This is a genomic window from Streptomyces sp. NPDC127097, from assembly GCF_042724075.1.
Lineage (GTDB): Bacteria > Actinomycetota > Actinomycetes > Streptomycetales > Streptomycetaceae > Streptomyces.
This window is the reverse complement of record NZ_JBHXFI010000026.1, coordinates 96905-114683: the sequence shown is the minus strand read 5'-3', so window position 1 is coordinate 114683 and position 17779 is coordinate 96905. Positions and strand designations below refer to the sequence as shown.

The 17779-nt window shown below is 72.1% G+C and carries 16 protein-coding genes and 1 riboswitch; of the genes, 6 read left to right on the top strand and 10 right to left on the bottom strand.

The window, feature by feature from the left end:
- The first annotated feature begins 200 nt into the window (after nucleotides 1–200).
- Nucleotides 201–764 carry a PASTA domain-containing protein gene (locus tag ACFWJW_RS20920; RefSeq protein WP_387243252.1) on the top strand — a complete coding sequence of 188 codons (564 nt, stop codon included), beginning with the start codon at nucleotides 201–203 and terminating at the stop codon, nucleotides 762–764.
- Between the two features lie 158 nt (nucleotides 765–922).
- On the opposite strand, the gene groL is transcribed toward ACFWJW_RS20920, so the two are convergent.
- From groL to thrC, 4 genes are all read right to left on the bottom strand, one after another.
- Nucleotides 923–2548, bottom strand: a complete 1626-nt coding sequence (gene groL, locus ACFWJW_RS20915) for a chaperonin GroEL (protein WP_386687110.1) — start codon at nucleotides 2546–2548, stop codon at nucleotides 923–925.
- 441 nt (nucleotides 2549–2989) lie between these two features.
- Complete coding sequence (locus ACFWJW_RS20910) at nucleotides 2990–3193, bottom strand: cold-shock protein (protein ID WP_003986833.1); 204 nt, start codon at nucleotides 3191–3193, stop codon at nucleotides 2990–2992.
- A 423-nt stretch (nucleotides 3194–3616) separates the two neighbouring features.
- Nucleotides 3617–3895, bottom strand: a complete 279-nt coding sequence (locus ACFWJW_RS20905) for a MoaD/ThiS family protein (RefSeq protein WP_018089727.1) — start codon at nucleotides 3893–3895, stop codon at nucleotides 3617–3619.
- An 82-nt stretch (nucleotides 3896–3977) separates the two neighbouring features.
- Complete coding sequence (gene thrC / locus ACFWJW_RS20900; RefSeq protein ID WP_387243248.1) at nucleotides 3978–5261, bottom strand: threonine synthase; 1284 nt, start codon at nucleotides 5259–5261, stop codon at nucleotides 3978–3980.
- Nucleotides 5262–5278: 17 nt separating this feature from the next.
- A riboswitch (SAM riboswitch) is annotated at nucleotides 5279–5439 on the bottom strand.
- 172 nt (nucleotides 5440–5611) lie between these two features.
- On the opposite strand from thrC, the gene ACFWJW_RS20895 reads away from it, so the two are divergent.
- Complete coding sequence (locus ACFWJW_RS20895) at nucleotides 5612–6574, top strand: glucosyl-3-phosphoglycerate synthase (protein WP_387243245.1); 963 nt, start codon at nucleotides 5612–5614, stop codon at nucleotides 6572–6574.
- A 40-nt stretch (nucleotides 6575–6614) separates the two neighbouring features.
- Here ACFWJW_RS20895 and ACFWJW_RS20890 read toward each other — a convergent pair whose 3' ends face one another.
- Nucleotides 6615–7370, bottom strand: a complete 756-nt coding sequence (locus tag ACFWJW_RS20890) for a GntR family transcriptional regulator (RefSeq protein ID WP_387243242.1) — start codon at nucleotides 7368–7370, stop codon at nucleotides 6615–6617.
- 582 nt (nucleotides 7371–7952) lie between these two features.
- Between ACFWJW_RS20890 and ACFWJW_RS20885 the strand changes: the two genes are divergently transcribed.
- Nucleotides 7953–9470 carry a trehalose-6-phosphate synthase gene (locus ACFWJW_RS20885; RefSeq protein WP_387243239.1) on the top strand — a complete coding sequence of 506 codons (1518 nt, stop codon included), beginning with the start codon at nucleotides 7953–7955 and terminating at the stop codon, nucleotides 9468–9470.
- A 42-nt stretch (nucleotides 9471–9512) separates the two neighbouring features.
- Here ACFWJW_RS20885 and ACFWJW_RS20880 read toward each other — a convergent pair whose 3' ends face one another.
- The 4 genes from ACFWJW_RS20880 to ACFWJW_RS20865 all read right to left on the bottom strand — a co-directional run bounded on the left by ACFWJW_RS20880 (nucleotide 9513) and on the right by ACFWJW_RS20865 (nucleotide 12975).
- Nucleotides 9513–10049 carry a hypothetical protein gene (locus tag ACFWJW_RS20880; protein ID WP_387243236.1) on the bottom strand — a complete coding sequence of 179 codons (537 nt, stop codon included), beginning with the start codon at nucleotides 10047–10049 and terminating at the stop codon, nucleotides 9513–9515.
- A 308-nt stretch (nucleotides 10050–10357) separates the two neighbouring features.
- The gene (otsB, locus tag ACFWJW_RS20875) at nucleotides 10358–11269 is read right to left on the bottom strand and encodes a trehalose-phosphatase (protein ID WP_387243233.1); all 912 of its coding nucleotides are present in this window, start codon (nucleotides 11267–11269) and stop codon (nucleotides 10358–10360) included.
- Nucleotides 11270–11366: 97 nt separating this feature from the next.
- Nucleotides 11367–11654: a DUF3263 domain-containing protein gene (locus ACFWJW_RS20870; RefSeq protein ID WP_387243279.1), complete on the bottom strand. Its 288-nt coding sequence runs from the start codon at nucleotides 11652–11654 to the stop codon at nucleotides 11367–11369.
- 100 nt (nucleotides 11655–11754) lie between these two features.
- Nucleotides 11755–12975 (bottom strand): ABC transporter substrate-binding protein, encoded by a 1221-nt coding sequence (locus ACFWJW_RS20865; protein ID WP_387243230.1) that lies wholly within the window; start codon nucleotides 12973–12975, stop codon nucleotides 11755–11757.
- A 268-nt stretch (nucleotides 12976–13243) separates the two neighbouring features.
- Between ACFWJW_RS20865 and ACFWJW_RS20860 the strand changes: the two genes are divergently transcribed.
- From ACFWJW_RS20860 to ACFWJW_RS20850, 3 genes are all read left to right on the top strand, one after another.
- Nucleotides 13244–14200: an ROK family protein gene (locus tag ACFWJW_RS20860; RefSeq protein WP_387243228.1), complete on the top strand. Its 957-nt coding sequence runs from the start codon at nucleotides 13244–13246 to the stop codon at nucleotides 14198–14200.
- Complete coding sequence (gene nagA, locus ACFWJW_RS20855) at nucleotides 14200–15411, top strand: N-acetylglucosamine-6-phosphate deacetylase (protein ID WP_387243225.1); 1212 nt, start codon at nucleotides 14200–14202, stop codon at nucleotides 15409–15411. Before ACFWJW_RS20860 ends, nagA begins: the two co-directional genes overlap by 1 nt.
- A 193-nt stretch (nucleotides 15412–15604) precedes the next feature.
- Nucleotides 15605–16540 (top strand): 1-phosphofructokinase family hexose kinase, encoded by a 936-nt coding sequence (locus tag ACFWJW_RS20850; RefSeq protein WP_387243222.1) that lies wholly within the window; start codon nucleotides 15605–15607, stop codon nucleotides 16538–16540.
- A gap of 108 nt (nucleotides 16541–16648) precedes the next feature.
- Here the strand turns inward: ACFWJW_RS20850 and ACFWJW_RS20845 are convergent, their stop codons facing one another.
- Complete coding sequence (locus ACFWJW_RS20845) at nucleotides 16649–17554, bottom strand: CBM35 domain-containing protein (protein ID WP_387243219.1); 906 nt, start codon at nucleotides 17552–17554, stop codon at nucleotides 16649–16651.
- Nucleotides 17555–17779: the final 225 nt, after the last annotated feature.

Sequence of the window (17779 nt, the reverse complement as noted above, 5' to 3'; positions counted from 1 at the left end):
CGGCGGCCCCCGGGCCCCCCCCCCCCCCCGCCCACGGCGCCCGGGTGCGGGCGGCGGGCGCCCCGCCGGCCGGGCCGGCCCCCCCCCCCCCCCCCGCGTCCAGCCCCCGCACATCCGGCCCCCGCACATCCGGCCCGCTCACCCCGAACCCGCCCGCGCCGAGCTTGCACACGCCAAGCCTGAACACGGACCCGACGCTGGTGTTCCCCGCCCCGGACCCGCCCGTCCGGGGCGACCGGGGGCGCCGCTCCCGGCCGGCCCGGCGCCGGGCCGGCCGGACGGCCGGGCTGCTGGCGGGCGCGCTGCTGGCCGTAGTGGCCGGCGGATACGTCCTCACGGTCCTGGGCAGCGGGGAGCCGGACGCCGCCGCAGTGAGCGCCGAGTCGTCCGGCGCCGCGAGCCCGGCCGCCCCGGCACCGGACGGGTCGCCGGAGCCGGAGCCCGGCCGGCAGTCGGCGGACGAGCAGACGGACGGCCGGCAGCCGAGGGGCGAGCGGGCCATCGGCCGGGGCAAGGCCCGGGTTCCGGCCCTCGTCGGCAGCACGCTGCCACAGGCGCGAGCCGCCGCCGAGCGAGCGGGGCTCCGTGTGGTGCCGGTCAAGCGCCTGCCGGGCCGGCACTGTCAGGAGGGGCCCGCCGAGCCGGGCACCGTGTGCGCCCAGTCGCCGAAGCCGGGCGGCGCCGGCGTCGCCCGCGGGTCCACCATCCGGGTCAGGGTGCCGGAGGACCGTCCCCGCGCCCACCACCGCCCGGCACGGCCATGACCTGACCGCACCTCAGGTCCACGGAACCGCGGCTCCACCGCACCGCATACCCGCAGAAACAACGCCGCCGGGGCGGCACCCCCCTGGAAGGAGGGTGCCGCCCCGGCGTTCGTGTGGACGTGTGATCCGGGAGGATCAGCGTTCCGATCCGCAGCGGATCAGAAGTCCATGTCACCGCCCGGCATGCCGCCCGGAGCGCCCGCCGCGGCGGCCTTCTCCGGCTTGTCGGCGATGACGGCCTCAGTGGTGAGGAAGAGCGCCGCGATGGAGGCGGCGTTCTGGAGCGCGGAGCGCGTCACCTTGGCCGGGTCGATGATGCCCTCGGCGATCATGTCGACGTACTCACCGGTCGCGGCGTTCAGACCGTGGCCGACGGCCAGGTTGCGCACCTTCTCCACCACGACGCCGCCCTCGAGGCCGCCGTTGACGGAGATCTGCTTGAGCGGGGCCTCCAGGGCGAGCTTCACGGCGTTGGCGCCGGTCGCCTCGTCACCCTCGAGCTCCAGCTTCTCGAAGACCTGGGAAGCCTGGAGCAGGGCGACGCCACCGCCGGCGACGATGCCCTCCTCGACGGCCGCCTTCGCGTTGCGAACGGCGTCCTCGATGCGGTGCTTGCGCTCCTTGAGCTCGACCTCGGTGGCGGCACCGGCCTTGATGACGGCCACGCCGCCGGCCAGCTTCGCCAGACGCTCCTGGAGCTTCTCGCGGTCGTAGTCCGAGTCGCTGTTCTCGATCTCGGCGCGGATCTGGTTGACGCGGCCCTGGACCTGCTCGCTGTCACCGGCACCGTCGACGATGGTGGTCTCGTCCTTGGTGATGACGACCTTGCGGGCGCGGCCGAGCAGTTCGAGACCGGCGTTCTCCAGCTTGAGGCCGACCTCCTCGGAGATGACGGTGCCACCGGTGAGGATGGCGATGTCGCCGAGCATGGCCTTGCGGCGGTCACCGAAGCCCGGGGCCTTGACGGCGACGGACTTGAAGGTGCCACGGATCTTGTTGACGACCAGGGTCGACAGGGCCTCGCCCTCGACGTCCTCGGCGATGATCAGCAGCGGCTTGCCGGACTGCATGACCTTCTCCAGGAGCGGCAGCAGGTCCTTCACGCTGCCGATCTTGGAGTTGACGATGAGGATGTACGGGTCGTCGAGCGACGCCTCCATACGCTCCATGTCGGTGGCGAAGTACGCCGAGATGTAGCCCTTGTCGAAGCGCATACCCTCGGTGAGCTCCAGCTCCAGACCGAAGGTCTGGGACTCCTCGACGGTGATGACGCCTTCCTTGCCGACCTTGTCCATGGCCTCGGCGATCAGCTCACCGATCTGGGTGTCAGCGGCGGAGATGGAGGCGGTCGAAGCGATCTGCTCCTTGGTCTCCACGTCCTTGGCCTGCTCCAGCAGGGCGGCGGAGACGGCCTCGACGGCGCGCTCGATACCGCGCTTGAGGGCCATCGGGTTGGCGCCGGCGGCGACGTTGCGCAGGCCCTCGCGGACCAGAGCCTGGGCCAGGACGGTCGCGGTCGTCGTGCCGTCACCGGCGACGTCGTCCGTCTTCTTCGCGACCTCCTTGACCAGCTCGGCGCCGATCTTCTCGTACGGGTCCTCGAGCTCGATCTCCTTGGCGATGGACACACCATCGTTGGTGATCGTGGGGGCGCCCCACTTCTTCTCGAGGACGACGTTACGGCCCTTGGGGCCGAGGGTGACCTTGACGGCGTCGGCGAGCTGGTTCATCCCGCGCTCGAGACCGCGCCGTGCCTCCTCGTCGAACGCGATGATCTTGGCCATGTGAAGTGGTCCTCCCGGACTGGGGTGGATTGCTCCGGACCGCGCTGGCGCCCGCGACGGACGACCTACGGACCTGTGTGGTTCCTTGCCCCACCGATCCGCGGGCCTCGCCGACCCGGTCCTTCTTTGTCACTCTCACTGGGAGAGTGCTAACGCAATGATTAGCACTCGGGGTAAGAGAGTGCAAGCCGCCCGAAGGGCGTCATTGAGGGGTGGCGGTCGGGCGACGGGTGGGCGCAAGCCGCTTGAACGGGCATCGGCGGGGTGTGGCGGTCGCACGCAGAACGACTTCGAGGGCGCCTTCCCGTGGGCTGACGGCCAAGTGACAAGTTGGGGCGCATCCACCCCGCGGCCGCGCGGCCCGCCCGTCCGGCAGCATGCCGAAGGCCCGTACCCCCCTCAGGGATACGGGCCTTCCTCACGCAGCAGTCGGTCGGCGCCTCAGCCGGCCACCCGGACCATGTCCGCCTGCGGCCCCTTCTGGCCCTGCGAGATCTCGAACTCGACCCGCTGACCCTCCTCAAGGGTGCGGTAGCCGTCCATCTGGATCGCGCTGTAGTGGACGAAAACATCCGCACCACCGTCGACCGCGATGAAGCCGTACCCCTTCTCCGCGTTGAACCACTTGACGGTGCCCTGAGCCATGCCTAACTCCCCTATTACTGGCCCTTGCGCAGGACCGCACTCCGCGGACCCGGGTCAGACCTCACCCCGCGAAAGGCCCGTGGGGTGTGCGCCGGAACGCGTCGACCGCCGCTGAATGTATCTGCACAGATGCCCAGAGCAACAGGTCAATCGGACGAGAAATCCGGCGCCGAAGAATCGGCAATATGCGGCGAAATCCCAGTTCTCCAGGGCAAGTCGGGCCGGGCATAGGGCACCTAGGCGACAAATACCGCCCACACTTTGGCCACAACTGATCGCGAACACATATGCGTTCGGCACGCGCAGGGTGATATCCGGAGGGGGATCGCCCCAATAGTATCTCCTTTCACAACATGGAATTGCCCCGTCCGCTTTCCGGCGGACGGGGCAATTCCGGTCATGCAGGAGAAGAGTTGGCGCAAATCAGCAGCCGCCGGCCACCGCCGGGATGATCGAGATACCCGCGCCGTCCGGGGTGGGCGTCTCCAGGCCCTGCTCGAAGCGCACATCGTCGTCGTTGACGTACACGTTCACGAAACGGCGCAGCTTGCCGGCGTCGTCCAGCACACGGGCCGCGATGCCCTGGTGGTTCTGCTCCAGGTCGGCGATCACCTCGGAGAGGGTCGCGCCCTCGGCGGGGACCTCGGCCTGGCCACCGGTGTACGTGCGGAGGATGGTGGGGATGCGGACCTTGACGCTCATGGTTCTGCCTTCCAGGGGTACGGAGTACGAGTTCGGGGGCCGGTCGCGGCCTCGTCCGCCGGATGCCGGACGGGCCGGCGGCTCAGCGGGCCAGGCCGGCCGCGCGGAACGCGTCCAGGTTCGGACGGATCGTGGCCGTGGGCCCGGAGGTGGGGGCGACCGCGTCGAGTGTCTTGAGGCCGTCACCGGTGTTCAGGACGACGGTGGTCAGGGACGGGTCGAGCACGCCGTCCTCGATCAGCTTCTTGGTCACGCCGACGGTCACGCCGCCCGCGGTCTCCGCGAAGATGCCTTCCGTCCTGGCCAGCAGCTTGATCGCGTCCACGACCTGCTCGTCGTTGACATCCTCCACGGCACCGCCCGTACGGCGCGCGATGTCGAGCACATACGGCCCGTCGGCCGGGTTGCCGATCGCCAGCGACTTGGCGATGGTGTTCGGCTTCTGGGGCCGGACCACGTCGTGCCCGGCCTTGAAGGCCGCCGACACCGGCGAGCAGCCCTCCGCCTGGGCGCCGAAGATCTTGTACGGCTTGTCCTCGACCAGGCCGAGGGCGATCAGCTCCTTGAGCCCCTTGTCGATCTTGGTGAGCTGCGAGCCGGACGCGATCGGGATGACGATCTGGTCCGGGAGCTGCCAGCCCAGCTGCTCGCAGATCTCGTACGCGAGGGTCTTGGAGCCCTCGCCGTAGTACGGCCGCAGATTGACGTTGACGAAGCCCCAGCCCTCGCCCAGCGGGTCGCCGATGAGCTCGGAGCAGAAGCGGTTGACGTCGTCGTAGTTGCCCTCGATGCCGACCAGGTCGCCGCCGTAGACCGCGGCCATGACGACCTTGCCGGCCTCCAGGTCGTGCGGGATGAACACGCAGGACTCGAATCCGGCGCGGCGCGCCGCGGCGCCGACCGCACCGGCGAGGTTGCCGGTGGAGGAGCAGGAGAGGGTGGTGAAGCCGAAGGCGCGGGCGGCCTCGACGGCGATCGCCACGACGCGGTCCTTGAAGGAGTGCGTCGGGTTGCCGGAGTCGTCCTTGACGTACAGACCACCGGTGACGCCCAGCTCACGGGCGAGGTTGTCGGCCTTGACGAGCTTGGTGAAGCCCGGGTTGAGATTGGGCTTGTCGGCCACGTCGGTGGGGACGGGCAGCAGCGGGGCGTAGCGCCAGATGTTGTCCGGACCGGCCTCGATCTGCTTCCGCAGGCCCTCGGGATCGCCGCTCGGCAGGTCGTAGGCGACTTCGAGCGGCCCGAAACATTCCTGGCACGCGAAGATCGGGCCGAGCGGGAAGCGCTGTCCGCACTCGCGGCAGGACAGGGCTGCGGCGGGGCCCAGAGCGACGGTGGGGGTGTTTTCGGTGACTTGCACAGCCATGGAGGCGAGGCCCTTTCTCCTCATCTTCCTCGCGGCGAATCTCGCCACGAGACGGATTTGGCACCTTCCCTAGCCGGGAGCCTCACGCGCGCGGGACGTCAGCGTCCTGGCGGCAAGACCGGCTGGAGGGTTGCCGGGGCTTCAACGGGCCGTATCCCTCTGCCCCTCTGGATGAGCGGTATGGCGCTGGGCCGAAACCCAGGCGTTTGTGGCGCGGCGACCCCGACATGCGACGGTCATCCGCGTTGTTCAAGACTGTAACCGAAGGCACTGACAGTTGAGATAGTCGTCCGAACCGCGAGATGGATCACACAGGCCGCCGTTCGGGCGGTGACCGAGGAGTCGTAGACGTGCTGGAAGAGGTCGAGAGCTGGCTGACCAGCCACTCCTGGTCCGCCGCTGACCGCCCGCTGGGGCAGCTGCTGGAGGCGAAGCGCCAGACGGGCCGTACGGTCAGTGTCGTACTGCCCGCGCTCGACGAGGAGGCCACGGTCGGGGCGATCGTGGCGGTGATCCGGGCCGAGCTGATGACCGAGGCCGTGCCCCTCGTCGACGAGCTGGTGGTGCTGGACTCCGGCTCCAGTGACCGCACCGCCGAGGTCGCGGCGGCGGCCGGCGCGCGGGTGGTGCCCCGCGACAGCATCCTGCCCCGGCTGCCCGCGCTGCCCGGCAAGGGCGAGGTGCTCTGGCGCTCCCTCCTGGCCACCACCGGCGACATCATCTGCTTCATCGACGCCGACCTGCGCGAATTCTCCGCCGCCTTCGTCTCCGGGATCGTCGGCCCGCTGCTGACGGACCCGGACATCCAGTTCGTGAAGGCGATGTACGACCGACCCCTGGAGACCGGCGCCGAAGGTGCCGGGGCCGGCCAGGGCGGCCGGGTCACCGAGCTGGTCGCCCGCCCCCTGCTCAACCTCCACTGGCCGCAGCTGGCCGGCTTCGTCCAGCCCCTGGGCGGCGAGTACGCCGCCCGCCGCTCCCTCCTGGAGCGGCTGCCGTTCCCGGTCGGCTACGGCGTGGAGCTCGGCCTGCTCGTCGACTCCCTGCACACCGTCGGCCTCGACGCCCTCGCCCAGGTGGACGTCGGCGTGCGCAAGCACCGTCATCAGGACGGCCAGGCGCTGGGCCGGATGGCCGCCGCCATCTACCGGACCGCACAACTACGCCTGACCCGCGGCCACTTGATCCGCCCGCGGCTCACCCAGTTCGACCGCGGGGAGCAAGGCTTCGTACCGCGCACGACGGAGGTGGACACCGAGGAGCGCCCCCCGATGGCCGAAATCCCGGAGTACGCGGCCCGCCGGGCGGCGTGAGCCGTGAGACCGACGCGAGCCGTCAGGCGTACGTGAGCCCTCAGGCGTCGAAGTCGTACTCCAGCACGTAGGCGGACGAATCGAGGATCATCTCGTTGACCTCGACCGTGCGGCCGTCCGCGGTGATGGCCGTGCGGCTGATGAGGATGACGGGCGTGCCCGCCGGGAGGCGCAGCCGGTCGGCCTCCTCCGGCGCCGGCATACGGGAGCGCACCTCTTCCCGGAAACGCGCGGGAGCCGCGCCCAGCTCGGCGAGCCGGGCATACGTGCCACCCGCCCCGGTGTCCGGCCGCGTGATCGCCGAGCCCGCGACCAGCGCGGCGGGGAGGTAGGAGGCGGACAGCAGCACCGGCTTGCCATCGAGCACGAAGCGGCGGCGCCGCACGATCACGGCATCTCCAGGAGCTATATCCAGTCGCGCCGCGACGGTTTCAGCGGCCGACTCCTCGTCCACCGTGACCTCGTCCACCACCAGGTCACGGTCCGGGACATCGGCCGACCAGACCGACCGCCCTTCACCCCACTGTTCCCGCGCCAGTCGCGGCACACCCCGGCGCCGGATCGGCTGGAAGTCCCGCACGAAAACTCCGGCGCCCTTGCGGGCCTCGGCAAGCCCCTCCGACGTGAGCACACCGAGCGCCTGTCGTGCCGTCATCCGCGCCACGCCATGCCGGTCCATCAGGTCGTTCTCGCCCGGCAGCCGGTCGCCGGGCCGGAACTCCCCCGCCGCGATCGCCTGCTTGAGCGCGTCGGCAATCCGGCGGTACTTGGGCGGCGAGCTCTCCTGTGCGGCCATGGCGACGCATCCCTCCTGGCGATCTCCAGACATCCTAGAGATCTGTTCGAGCGCCGGCGCCTCCCGGGGGACTCAACTTCTCTAGAGATCTCATTGACGCTACGTGCTCACTTCACTTCAATGGGTGGCGATCCAACTACTCTAGAGAACTGGAGTCGCCATGACGCCTCCTTCGCGTCCACGCCTACTTCCCTGGTCAAGTCCGGAGGGGAAGCCCTGCTATTTACTCTCCGACGGAGACGGCCCCGTCACCCGGCAGGCGGACGCCGTTGAACGAGCCCAGCTCGCATCCGGCGAGATCCTCTTGAGTCATGCCCGTGTCCTGCTCCGCAACATCCCACCCACGGCGCCCGAACTGCGCTTCCTGGCCCGTTGTTTGACGGATGCGCTCGACGACTCGCTGCGCATCAATCGCAGCCGGGGCGACCGTCTCGGGTGCGGACACCCGGAACCCGCCGAGGGTGAGCCGTGGGGGCCGGTCGATACCTTCCCGCCGAGAAACGACTGAGGAGCTCGCTCGGGCCCCGCTCCTTGACCGCTTCCGTACGTTTGCGCGGATCTGTGGCGGGTTAGTTTCGCGACATGGTCTCCGAGCGCAGTGCGGTGCAAGCGGGTGCTGAGGTTCTTGTCGCGTCGAATCGCGGGCCGGTGTCGTACGGCCTGGGGGAGGACGGGGCGCTGAGCGCCAAGCGGGGTGGTGGTGGGCTGGTGTCGGGGCTTTCCGCCATTGGGCCCGAGACCGATGCGGTGTGGGTGTGTGCGGCGCTCGGGGAAGGGGACCGGGAGGCCGTGCGGCGGACGGGTGGTGTGCTGGAGACGGGTGACACGGGTGGACAGCGTGTCCGGATGCTGGACATCCCGGCCGGGGTGTACGCCGACGCCTACAACGGCGTCGCGAACTCCGTGCTGTGGTTCGTGCACCACATGCTCTACCAGACGCCGCTGGAACCGGTCTTCGGCGCGGAGTTCCGGGCGCAGTGGGCGGCCTACGAGACGTACAACGCGGCCTTCGCCGATGCGCTGGCCGAGGGGGCGGCGCCCGGCGCGGCCGTGCTCGTGCAGGACTATCACCTGGCGCTGGTGCCCGGCATGCTCCGCGAGCGCCGCCCCGACCTGCGCATCGCGCACTTCTCCCACACCCCGTGGGCCCCGGCCGAGTACTTCGCGATGCTGCCCGACGACATCCAGCGGAAGCTGGCGCTGGGCATTCTCGGTGCCGACCGGGCGAACTTCCTCACCCGGAGGTGGGCCGAGAACTTCGTGGCCTGTGCCGAGACCGGGCTCGGCGGGCAGTGCGAGCGGGTACGGCCGGAGGACGGGGCGCCCGGCATCGTCGCGCTCGTCCCGGAGCGCAAGGCGCGCACGACCTGGATCGGTGTGTACGGCCTCGGTGCCGACGCCGCTTTCCTGCGCGAGCGCGCGCACCGCCCCGATGTCGAGGAGCGGATGGCGGCGCTGCGCACCGAGATCGGCGGGCCGGGGCGCCGGACCATCGTCCGGGTGGACCGCACCGAGCTCTCCAAGAACATCGTGCGGGGCCTGCTCGCCTACCGGCAGCTGCTCGCCGACCGCCCCGAGTGGCGCGAGCGGGTGGTGCACCTCGCCTTCGCCTACCCCTCGCGCCAGGACCTCGCCGTCTACCGCGACTACACGGCCGAGGTCCAGAGGGTGGCCGAGGCCATCAACGCCGAATACGGGACGGCGGGTTGGCAGCCGGTGCTGCTGCACGTCAAGGACGACTTCGCCCGCTCGCTGGCCGCCTACCGGCTCGCGGACGTGGCACTCGTCAACCCGATCAGGGACGGGATGAACCTGGTCGCCAAGGAGATCCCGGTGGTGTCGGACGCCGGCTGCGCGCTGGTGCTCTCGCGCGAGGCGGGCGCGCACGAGGAACTGGGCGAGCACGCCCTCACCGTCAATCCGTACGACGTCGTCGGCACGGCCGAGGCGCTGCACGAGGCGCTGTCGATGGCGGCCGGGGAACGCAGCGAGCGCACGGCTCGGCTGGCCGCTGCCGCCACGGCGCTGCCGCCGGCGCAGTGGTTCCTGGAGCAGTTGCGGGCGCTGAAGGAGGACACCCCGAAGCGGGATGCCCCCTGAGCCGTTCTCCGCGACGGCCGTTCCGGCCCGCGGACCGCGTGGTTACGTTCGCTCGGGGGAGCTACCGGCCGGGGCGGCGTCGAGGAGGCCGCGCAGGGTCTCGCGGTGCAGGTCGGCGATCGGGCCGACCAGGTCCGGGTGGCGCAGCAGCGGCGCCGCACGGTGATCGCGAGGGCTGGGAATCGTCAGCCGGCGGGCGGTGCCCACGTTGTCCGCGCCGTGATGGGTTGCGGCCAGGCAGGCCGCCGCCACCACGGCGAGATCGGCGTCGGCCAGCAGGCAGGCCGCCCAGCTGACGACGGTTTCGTCCACCCAGCTGCGCCAGGCGTCTGCGGCTCCCTCCGGCGGAGGGGCATCGACGCCGGTGACGGAGTCCAGCCGGGCGGAGCCGCCGGGGCCGAGCAGGATCACCAGTTCGGCGTCCAGCTCGGTGGGGTAGCGCAGGGCGGCGGCGATGGTCACCGCGTGACCTGCCTGGGCCTCGGCCAGGGCATCGTCCAGCGGGCCGCCCGCCGACGGGAATGCCGACAGCAGCCAGCGGGTGGAGGCAGCTATGACGGGCGAGAGAGCAGTGGGCATGGAGGAACCGTCCTTCGCATGTGCCCGCCGAGGCGCTGTCACCTGTGCGTGATCCGGTCGCGGGCACTCGGCGCGCCCAGGGCGCGCGTGGCAGGTAGGAGCGTAGAGCGGCGGCCCTGAGCGGTGACAGGACCTACATCACAGCCGGGGGCAGGTCGGCGCGCACGGCCGCGGCCTGCGGCGGCCGGCTGAGCGGCAACGGGACGCACATCACAGCCCGGGGCCGGTCGCCCACCACGGCCCGCGCAGCCGTGACCGTACGGCCACGGCGCTTCAGGCCGAGCATGCCGCGGCGCGCGAGGGCGCCCTCAGGGGCGCGCTCCCCGGCCCTCGTCCAGCCGGTCGGCCAGGGCGGTGAGCAGACCGACGACTCCGGTCGGGCCGTCGACCACCAGATCGGCGCGGTCGGCCAGTTCGGCGACCTCGGTGCTGCCGCTGCACACCAGGAGGCCGGTCAGGCCGTCGGAGCGGAGTTTTTCGACGGCGGCGAAGGCGGCCAGGTCGCCGAGGTCGTCGCCGGCGTAGAGGACGGTGGCGGCGCCGGTCTCGCGGACCCATTCGGCGAGGGCGACGCCCTTGTCCATGCCGGGCGGGCGGAGTTCCAGGACGAGGCGGCCCGGTTCGACGATCAGGCCGTGGCGTTCGGCGAGTGCGGTGAGCGGGCCGCGCAGCTGGTCGAAGGCGCCCTGGGGATCGGTGGCACGGCGGGTGTGCACGGCGATGGCGCGGCCGCCCTTGCGCTCGACGGCGGTCTCGATCCAGGTGCCGTGCCAGACCCCGGAGGCGTCCAGGACGCCGGGGAGTTCGGCCTGTATGGCGGCGACACCGGGGTGCGGGGCGGGCGCGTGGACGGTGCCGGTGGCGGCCTCCCAGCGTTCGGCGCCGTAGTGGCCGAGGACGGTGAGGTGGTCCAGGCCGGGTACGTCCGCGAAGCCGCCGAGGCGGACCGCGACGGTGGCCGGGCGGCCGGTGATCACCGCGGCGGCGCGCAGCCGGGGCACCAGGCGGCCGAGGGCGGCGACGGCGCCCTCATGGGCGCGGGCCTTCTCCGGGTCGGGCACGATCTCGGCGAGGGTGCCGTCGAAGTCGAGGGCGACGACGGTGCGTTCGGGGTGTGCCAGCAGTGCGGCGAGGCCGTCGCGGCCGGCGGGGGTGTGCGGGGTCGGCACGGATCCGGGGGCCGGCTGGGACGGCGACGCGGCGTTCGGGGGGCTGCCCATGGCGCCGACCCTACCGGCGCGGGGCGGGCGCCGGGGGCAGCTCCGGTGACAGCCGGGGGTGTACGGGCGCACGGGGGCGGCGGCCGGGGCGCCCGGGTCAGCGGCGGGCGCGGCGGGCGTCCCGTATGCGGCGCAGGCGGTTGACGGTGACGGGGTCGTGGGCGAGCGCGCGGGGGTCGTCCAGCAGGGCGTTGAGGAGCTGGTAGTAGCGGGTCGGGGAGATGCCGAGCTGTTCGCGGATGGCGCGCTCCTTGGGGCCGGGGCCCGGCCAGGAGCGGCGCTCGACGGCGAGCACCGCCTCGTCCCGGGCGGAGAGCCCCGCGGCGCGCTCGGCGGCCCCGGGCTCGCCGCCCGGACCGCCCGCACCCGCCGTCCCGTCCGTCATCACGCTTCCACGATAAGCGCACGGTCGGACAACGCCCGGCCCGTCACCCCGGCGGCCGCCCCGCTCCGGGGCGTCCGCCCGTACTCCCGCCCGCGCCGTGTCATTCGGCGGCGTTGTCCGACGCGTCCGCGATGTTCTGGATGTCGGTGAGCACTCCGGACGGGTTGCCTCGCGGGCCGACCGCGGCGCCCATCTTGGCCTTGACGGTCTTCGAGATCAGCGGCCAGGAGGTCTTGTTCGCCGGGTAGAACTCGGCGGCGGCGAGCTGCTTGAGGAAGCCGTGGAACTTGGCGTACTTGTCGTCGGCCAGCATCGCCTGGGAGGCGGCGGTGGTGACCGGCAGCAGGCCGTACTCACCGGAGAACTTCTCGACGTTCTTCTTGCTGTAGACGAAGTCGAGGAACTTGCCGACCTCGGCGCGGTGGCCGCCCTGCTTGAAGGCCATCATCCAGTCGGCGACGCCCATGGTGGCCTTGGCCTTGCCATGGGCACCGGGCAGCTCGACGGTGCCGTAGTCGATGCCCTTGGCCGCCGCCTGCTTCATCAGCGCGGGGTGGCCGTTGAGCATGCCGACCTCGCCGTCGGCGAAGCCCGCGAAGGCGTCCTCGCGGTTGAGCTTGGCGGGATCGACCCCGGTCAGGCCCTTGCCGACGAGGTCCTCCTTCAGCCACTTGAAGACCTTGACGTTCTCCGGCGAGTCGATCGTGTACTTGCCGATGCCGTCGGTGTAGCCGCCGCCGCTGCTGAGCATCCACTGCATCGTCTCGGCCTGGGTCTCCTCCGGGCCGAGTGGCAGCGCGAACGGCATCTTGACGCCCCGTGCCTTCAGCAGCTCGGCGTCGTGGGCGATGTCGTCCCAGCTCGCCGGCGGGCTGGTGATGCCGGCCTGGCTGAACAGCTTCTTGTTGTAGAAGAGCCGCCGGGTGCTGGCGCCGAACGGCATGCCGTACTGGACCCGCTTGTATTCGCCGGCCTCCGCCAGGGACGGGGTGAAGTCGGCCTGGGTGGGGATGGAGAGCAGCTGATCGGCGCTGTAGAGCTGGCCCTTGGCCGCGTAGTCGGCATAGGCGCCGATCTGGGCGAGGTCCGGGGCGTGGCCGTCCTTGACCAGGTCCTCGACCTTCTTGTCGACGTCGGTCCAGCTGTAGACCTCGACATCGACCTTGATGTCGGGGTTCTTCTCCTCGAAGGCGCGGGCGAGCTCGTCCCAGTAGTGCTGGGAGCCGTTGGCACGGCTGTCGCCGTAGTCCGCCGCGATCAGTTTGAGGGTGACCTCGTCGCTACCGGAGCCGCTGCCGCAGCCGGTAAGAGTCAGTGTCATGGTGGTGGCGATCGCCGCCGCCAGGCTCAAGTACCGCCGCTGCACTGCTGTTCCGCCCTTTGTTCTGAAAATCCGTGCTTGTCGGGAATCAACCCGGCCGCCTCAGGGGTCGCCCTCGAACGGCATGAACAGCAAGTTTCCCCCGCGGTCTTTACAAGGTCTACACCACCCCCCTCCAGCTCCGGCGCCGGCCTCCCTGCCCCAGCCCACCCGATCACCTCGGTGAGTGGACTAGACCTTTCCGGCCGGGTCGCGCGAAACTGTTCCGGTGAGACACGTCATCGCCCTGGATGTGGGCGGCACCGGGATGAAAGCCGCCCTCGTGGGGGTGGACACCGCGTCCTCCGGGGGCGCGCCCCCCGTGCTGCTGTACGAGGCACGGCGCCCCACCGGCCGCGAGCGCGGCCCCGAGGCGGTGGTCGAGGCCGTCCTCGGCTTCGCCGCGGAGCTCCGGGAGCTCGGCACCGCCCGCTACGGCGCTCCCGCCGCGGCGGCCGGTGTCGCGGTCCCCGGCATCGTCGACGAGCGGTCCGGCACCGCCGTCTACGCCGCGAACCTCGGCTGGCGGGACGTACCGATGCGGGCGCTGCTGTCCGAGCGGCTGGGCGGGGTGCCGGTCGCCCTCGGCCACGACGTACGCACCGGCGGCCTGGCCGAGGGCCGGATCGGCGCGGGCCGGGACGCCGACCGGTTCCTGTTCGTCCCCCTGGGCACCGGGATCGCGGGCGCCATCGGCATCGGCGGCCGGATCGAGGCCGGTGCGCACGGCAGCGCGGGCGAGATCGGCCACATCGTCGTCCGGCCCGGCGGGCGGGAGTGCGGCTGCGGGCAGCGGGGCTGTCTGGAGACGGTGGCCTCGGCCGCCGCGGTCGGCCGTGACTGGGCGGCGGTCTGCGGCGATCCGCGGGCCGGTGCGGCGGACGCGGCCAAGGCCGTGGCGTCCGGCGACGCACGGGCGCACACCGTGTGGCAACGCGCCGTGGACGCCCTCGCCGACGGCCTGGTCACCGGCCTCACCCTGCTCGATCCGCAGACGCTGATCATCGGCGGCGGGCTCGCCGAGGCGGGCGACACGCTCTTCACACCTCTGCGGGAAGCGGTCCGCCGGCGCGTTACGTTCCAGCGGCTCCCCTCGATCGTTCCGGCGGCCCTCGGGGACGCCGCCGGGTGCCTGGGCGCAGGACTGCTCGCCCGGGATCTTCTCTCCACGGAGGTAACCGCCTGATGGCACAGCAACAGTCCGCGCAGCGGCCCTCGCACCCTCCGCGCACCATCCTGGCCGGCGCCCGGATCGCCCGGCCGTCCGGCGTGGTCGAGCGCGGCCGGATCACCGTCGAAGGCGGCCGGATCGGCGATGTCCACAGCCGGGATCCCGATCTGGCCGAGGGGGCGGCCGGCAGCGTCGTGGACCTCTCGGGCCACCTCATCGTCCCCGGCTTCATCGATATGCATGTCCATGGCGGAGGCGGTGGCTCGTTCTCGTCCGCCGATCCCGAGGAGTGCATGACGGTGGTCGAGACCCACCGCCGGCACGGCACCACCTCGATGCTCGCCTCCACCGTCACCGGTGAGCTGACCGACCTCGCCCGGCAGGCCGCGGTGCTCGCCGAGTTGGTGCAGCAGGGCGAGCTGGCCGGCATCCACTTCGAGGGCCCGTTCATCTCCCCGCACCGCTGCGGCGCCCACCAGCCGGAGCTGCTGCGCGACCCGGACCCGGCCGATGTCCGCAAGCTCCTCGACGCCGCGCACGGCACCACGTCGATGATGACCGTCGCGCCCGAACTGCCCGGCGGCCTGGCGTCCGTACGGCTGCTCGCCGACGCCGGGGTGGTCGCCGCCATCGGCCACACCGACTCCTCCTACGACGCCACCCGCGAGGCCATCGACGCGGGCGCCACCGTCGCCACCCACCTCTTCAACGCGATGCCTGTACTGGGCCACCGTGCGCCCGGTCCGGTCGCCGCGCTCCTGGAGGACGAACGGATCACCGTCGAGCTCATCAACGACGGCACCCATCTGCACCCCGCGGTCCTCCAACTGGCGGTCCGCGAGGCCGGGGACGGGCGGGTCGCGTTCATCACCGACGCGATGGGCGCGGCCGGTATGAACGACGGGAGGTATCCGCTCGGCCCGATGCAGGTCGAGGTCAGGGACGGCATCGCGCGCATCAGCGAAGGCCCCACGGCCGGTTCGATCGCCGGCTCCACCCTCACCCTGGACCGCGCCTTCCAACGCGCCGTCACCGTCGACGGCCTGACGGTCGACCAGGCCGTACAGGCACTTTCGGCCACTCCGGCCCGCCTCCTGGGCATCGACGACCGGACCGGCGCCCTGAAGACCGGCAAGGACGCCGACCTGGTGGTGCTGGACGCGGCCTACGACGTGGTGGGGGTCATGCGCCGGGGCCAGTGGCTGGTGCGCCCGCCGGGCGCCTGAGGCGCCGCCCGCGCGCCGGGCAGGGACGCGGCCGCCCCTCCCCCGGGCCGTGGCTCCCCACGGCGGCCGGACCGGGTCTGGGCCAACCACCACCGACGATGGCATGATCGCTCGCGCACTTGTCCGCATGCCACCGCCGTACGCGGTTGCCCGACGCCCGGCCGCCCGGCCATGACTGCCCGGAGGGGCGACCATGATCCTTACGGTCACGCTGAACGCCGCCCTGGACATCACCTACCGCGTCCCCCGGCTCCAGCCGCACACCACGAACCGGATCACCGAGGTGTCCGAACGCCCCGGCGGCAAGGGCCTGAACGTCGCCCGGGTGCTGGCCGCGCTCGGTCACCGTACGGTCGCCACCGGCTTCGCGGGCGGCGGCACCGGCGAGGCCCTGCGCGCGCTGCTCGCGGAGACCGCGGTCACCGACGCGCTGGTCCCGGTCGGCGGCGCCACCCGCCGCACCGTCGCCGTCGTCGACGCGGCCACCGGAGACACCACCCAGCTCAACGAGCCGGGCCCGGTCGTCTCCCCCGCCGAGTGGGACACCTTCCTCGGCACCTACCGCGAACTCCTCGGCGAGGCACGGGCGGTGGCGCTCTGCGGCAGCCTCCCGCCGGGCGTCCCGGTCGATGTCTACGCCCGGCTGACCCGGGGCGCGCGCAGCGCCGGCGTCCCGGTCCTCCTCGACACCAGCGGCGAACCGCTGCGCCGCGGGCTGGCCGCCCGCCCCGACCTCGCCAAGCCCAACGCCGATGAACTCGCCGCCCTCACCGGCAGCACCGAACCGCTGCGCGCCGCCCGCGACGCCCGCCGCCGCGGCGCGCACGCGGTGGCCGCCTCGCTGGGCCCGGACGGCATGCTCGCGGTCACCGCCGACGGCATCTGGCAGGCCGCCCCGCCCCGCCGGATCGCCGGCAACCCGACCGGCGCCGGCGATTCCGCGGTGGCCGGCCTGCTGTCCGGCCTGGTCGAGGAGTTGCCCTGGCCGGACCGCCTGACCCGCGCGGTGGCCCTCTCCGCGGCGACCGTACGGGCCCCGGCTGCGGGCGAGTTCGACGCGGCGACCTATGAGGAACTGCTGCGGACGGTGCGGGTGGTGGCGCCTTCGCCGGAGGCACGCAGTCTGTGACGTGCCAGTCCTCTGGCGGTGGCCGGCGCGGGCCGGGCCCAACGGCCTTCCGCGGCGGGGCACTTCCCAGGGGCGCGGCCCCTCGGGGGCGCACCGCCCCCTCGCCTCTCAGCTCCGGGCCAGCCAGACCTTGTCGAGGTTCACTTCGCACTGATTCCCGCTCTCGCAGGACAGCTTGATGGTGTTGGTGCCCTTGTTGAGCTGCACATATTGCCAGCTCCGGGTCCAGCCCTTGTCCCAGGCGCCCTCCGGGGCGTGGGCGAAGTTCTTCAGCCTGATCGGCCGGCTGTCCGCTGTGCCGTTCACATTCAGGGTCAGGTTGGCGTCCTTGCCGGGCACGCCGTAACCGACCCAGAGCTTGTACTTGCCGGAAGCCTCGACATCGAGCGACCAAGTGGCCGCCGCGCCCTGCGTGTTCATGCCGGCCACATAGGCCCCGCCGGGCGAGCGCGCGCCCGGCACCTCCTTGGCCGTGGTCGCCCCGCCCTCCAGCCGCAGGCTGCCCGCGTCCTGCTTGGGCAGTTCGCCGGGGGCGGGCTTGGTGGTGGGCTTGTCGCCGGGCTCGACCTTGTTCCCGGCCGTCGGCCCCGGCTTGCCCGCGGAGACGTCCTTCGAGTCGTTGCCGTTGGTGAGCATCGCGACGCCGATGCCTATGCAGACCACCGCGACCACGGCGACGGCGCCGATCAGCAGGCCGTTGCGGCCGCGGCGCGGCTCCTGGCCGCCGTTGGCCGGGACGGAGCGGGTGCGGTCGCCGCCGGGCAGGGTCTCGGGGGCGGCGTAGTGGGCGTTCTGCTGCCCGTACGTCACCTGCTGCGGGGCCTGCTGGCCGTACTGGCGCTGGCCGACCGCGCGGACCTGGTTGTAGGACGTCCGCGGAACCCCCGGCTGCCGCGCCGCCGCGCCGTCGCCCGCCGAGCCCTGGGCGCCGCCCTCGCCGCCTTCCGAGCGGTAGAGATAGGCGAACGGGTCGTCGTTCTCCGGCGTGTCCGCGCCGTTGTTGCCGGCCGTCATTCCGTGTCACTCCCAAGCGATCTGTGCGCGTCTGTACGCGTCTCTACGCGTCCGCAGGCTTCATTGCGCGAACTGTCTTTCGGGCCCCCGGCGGCGCCGCGCCGCATCGGCGCAGCCTACCCCGTCGCGGCCTGCGCACACCGTGCCCGGAGGGCCACAAGATCGCTACGGATCGGTGAACTGCTGGTGCGCGGGCCGATGCGGGGCCGGTGTGAGATACGCGGC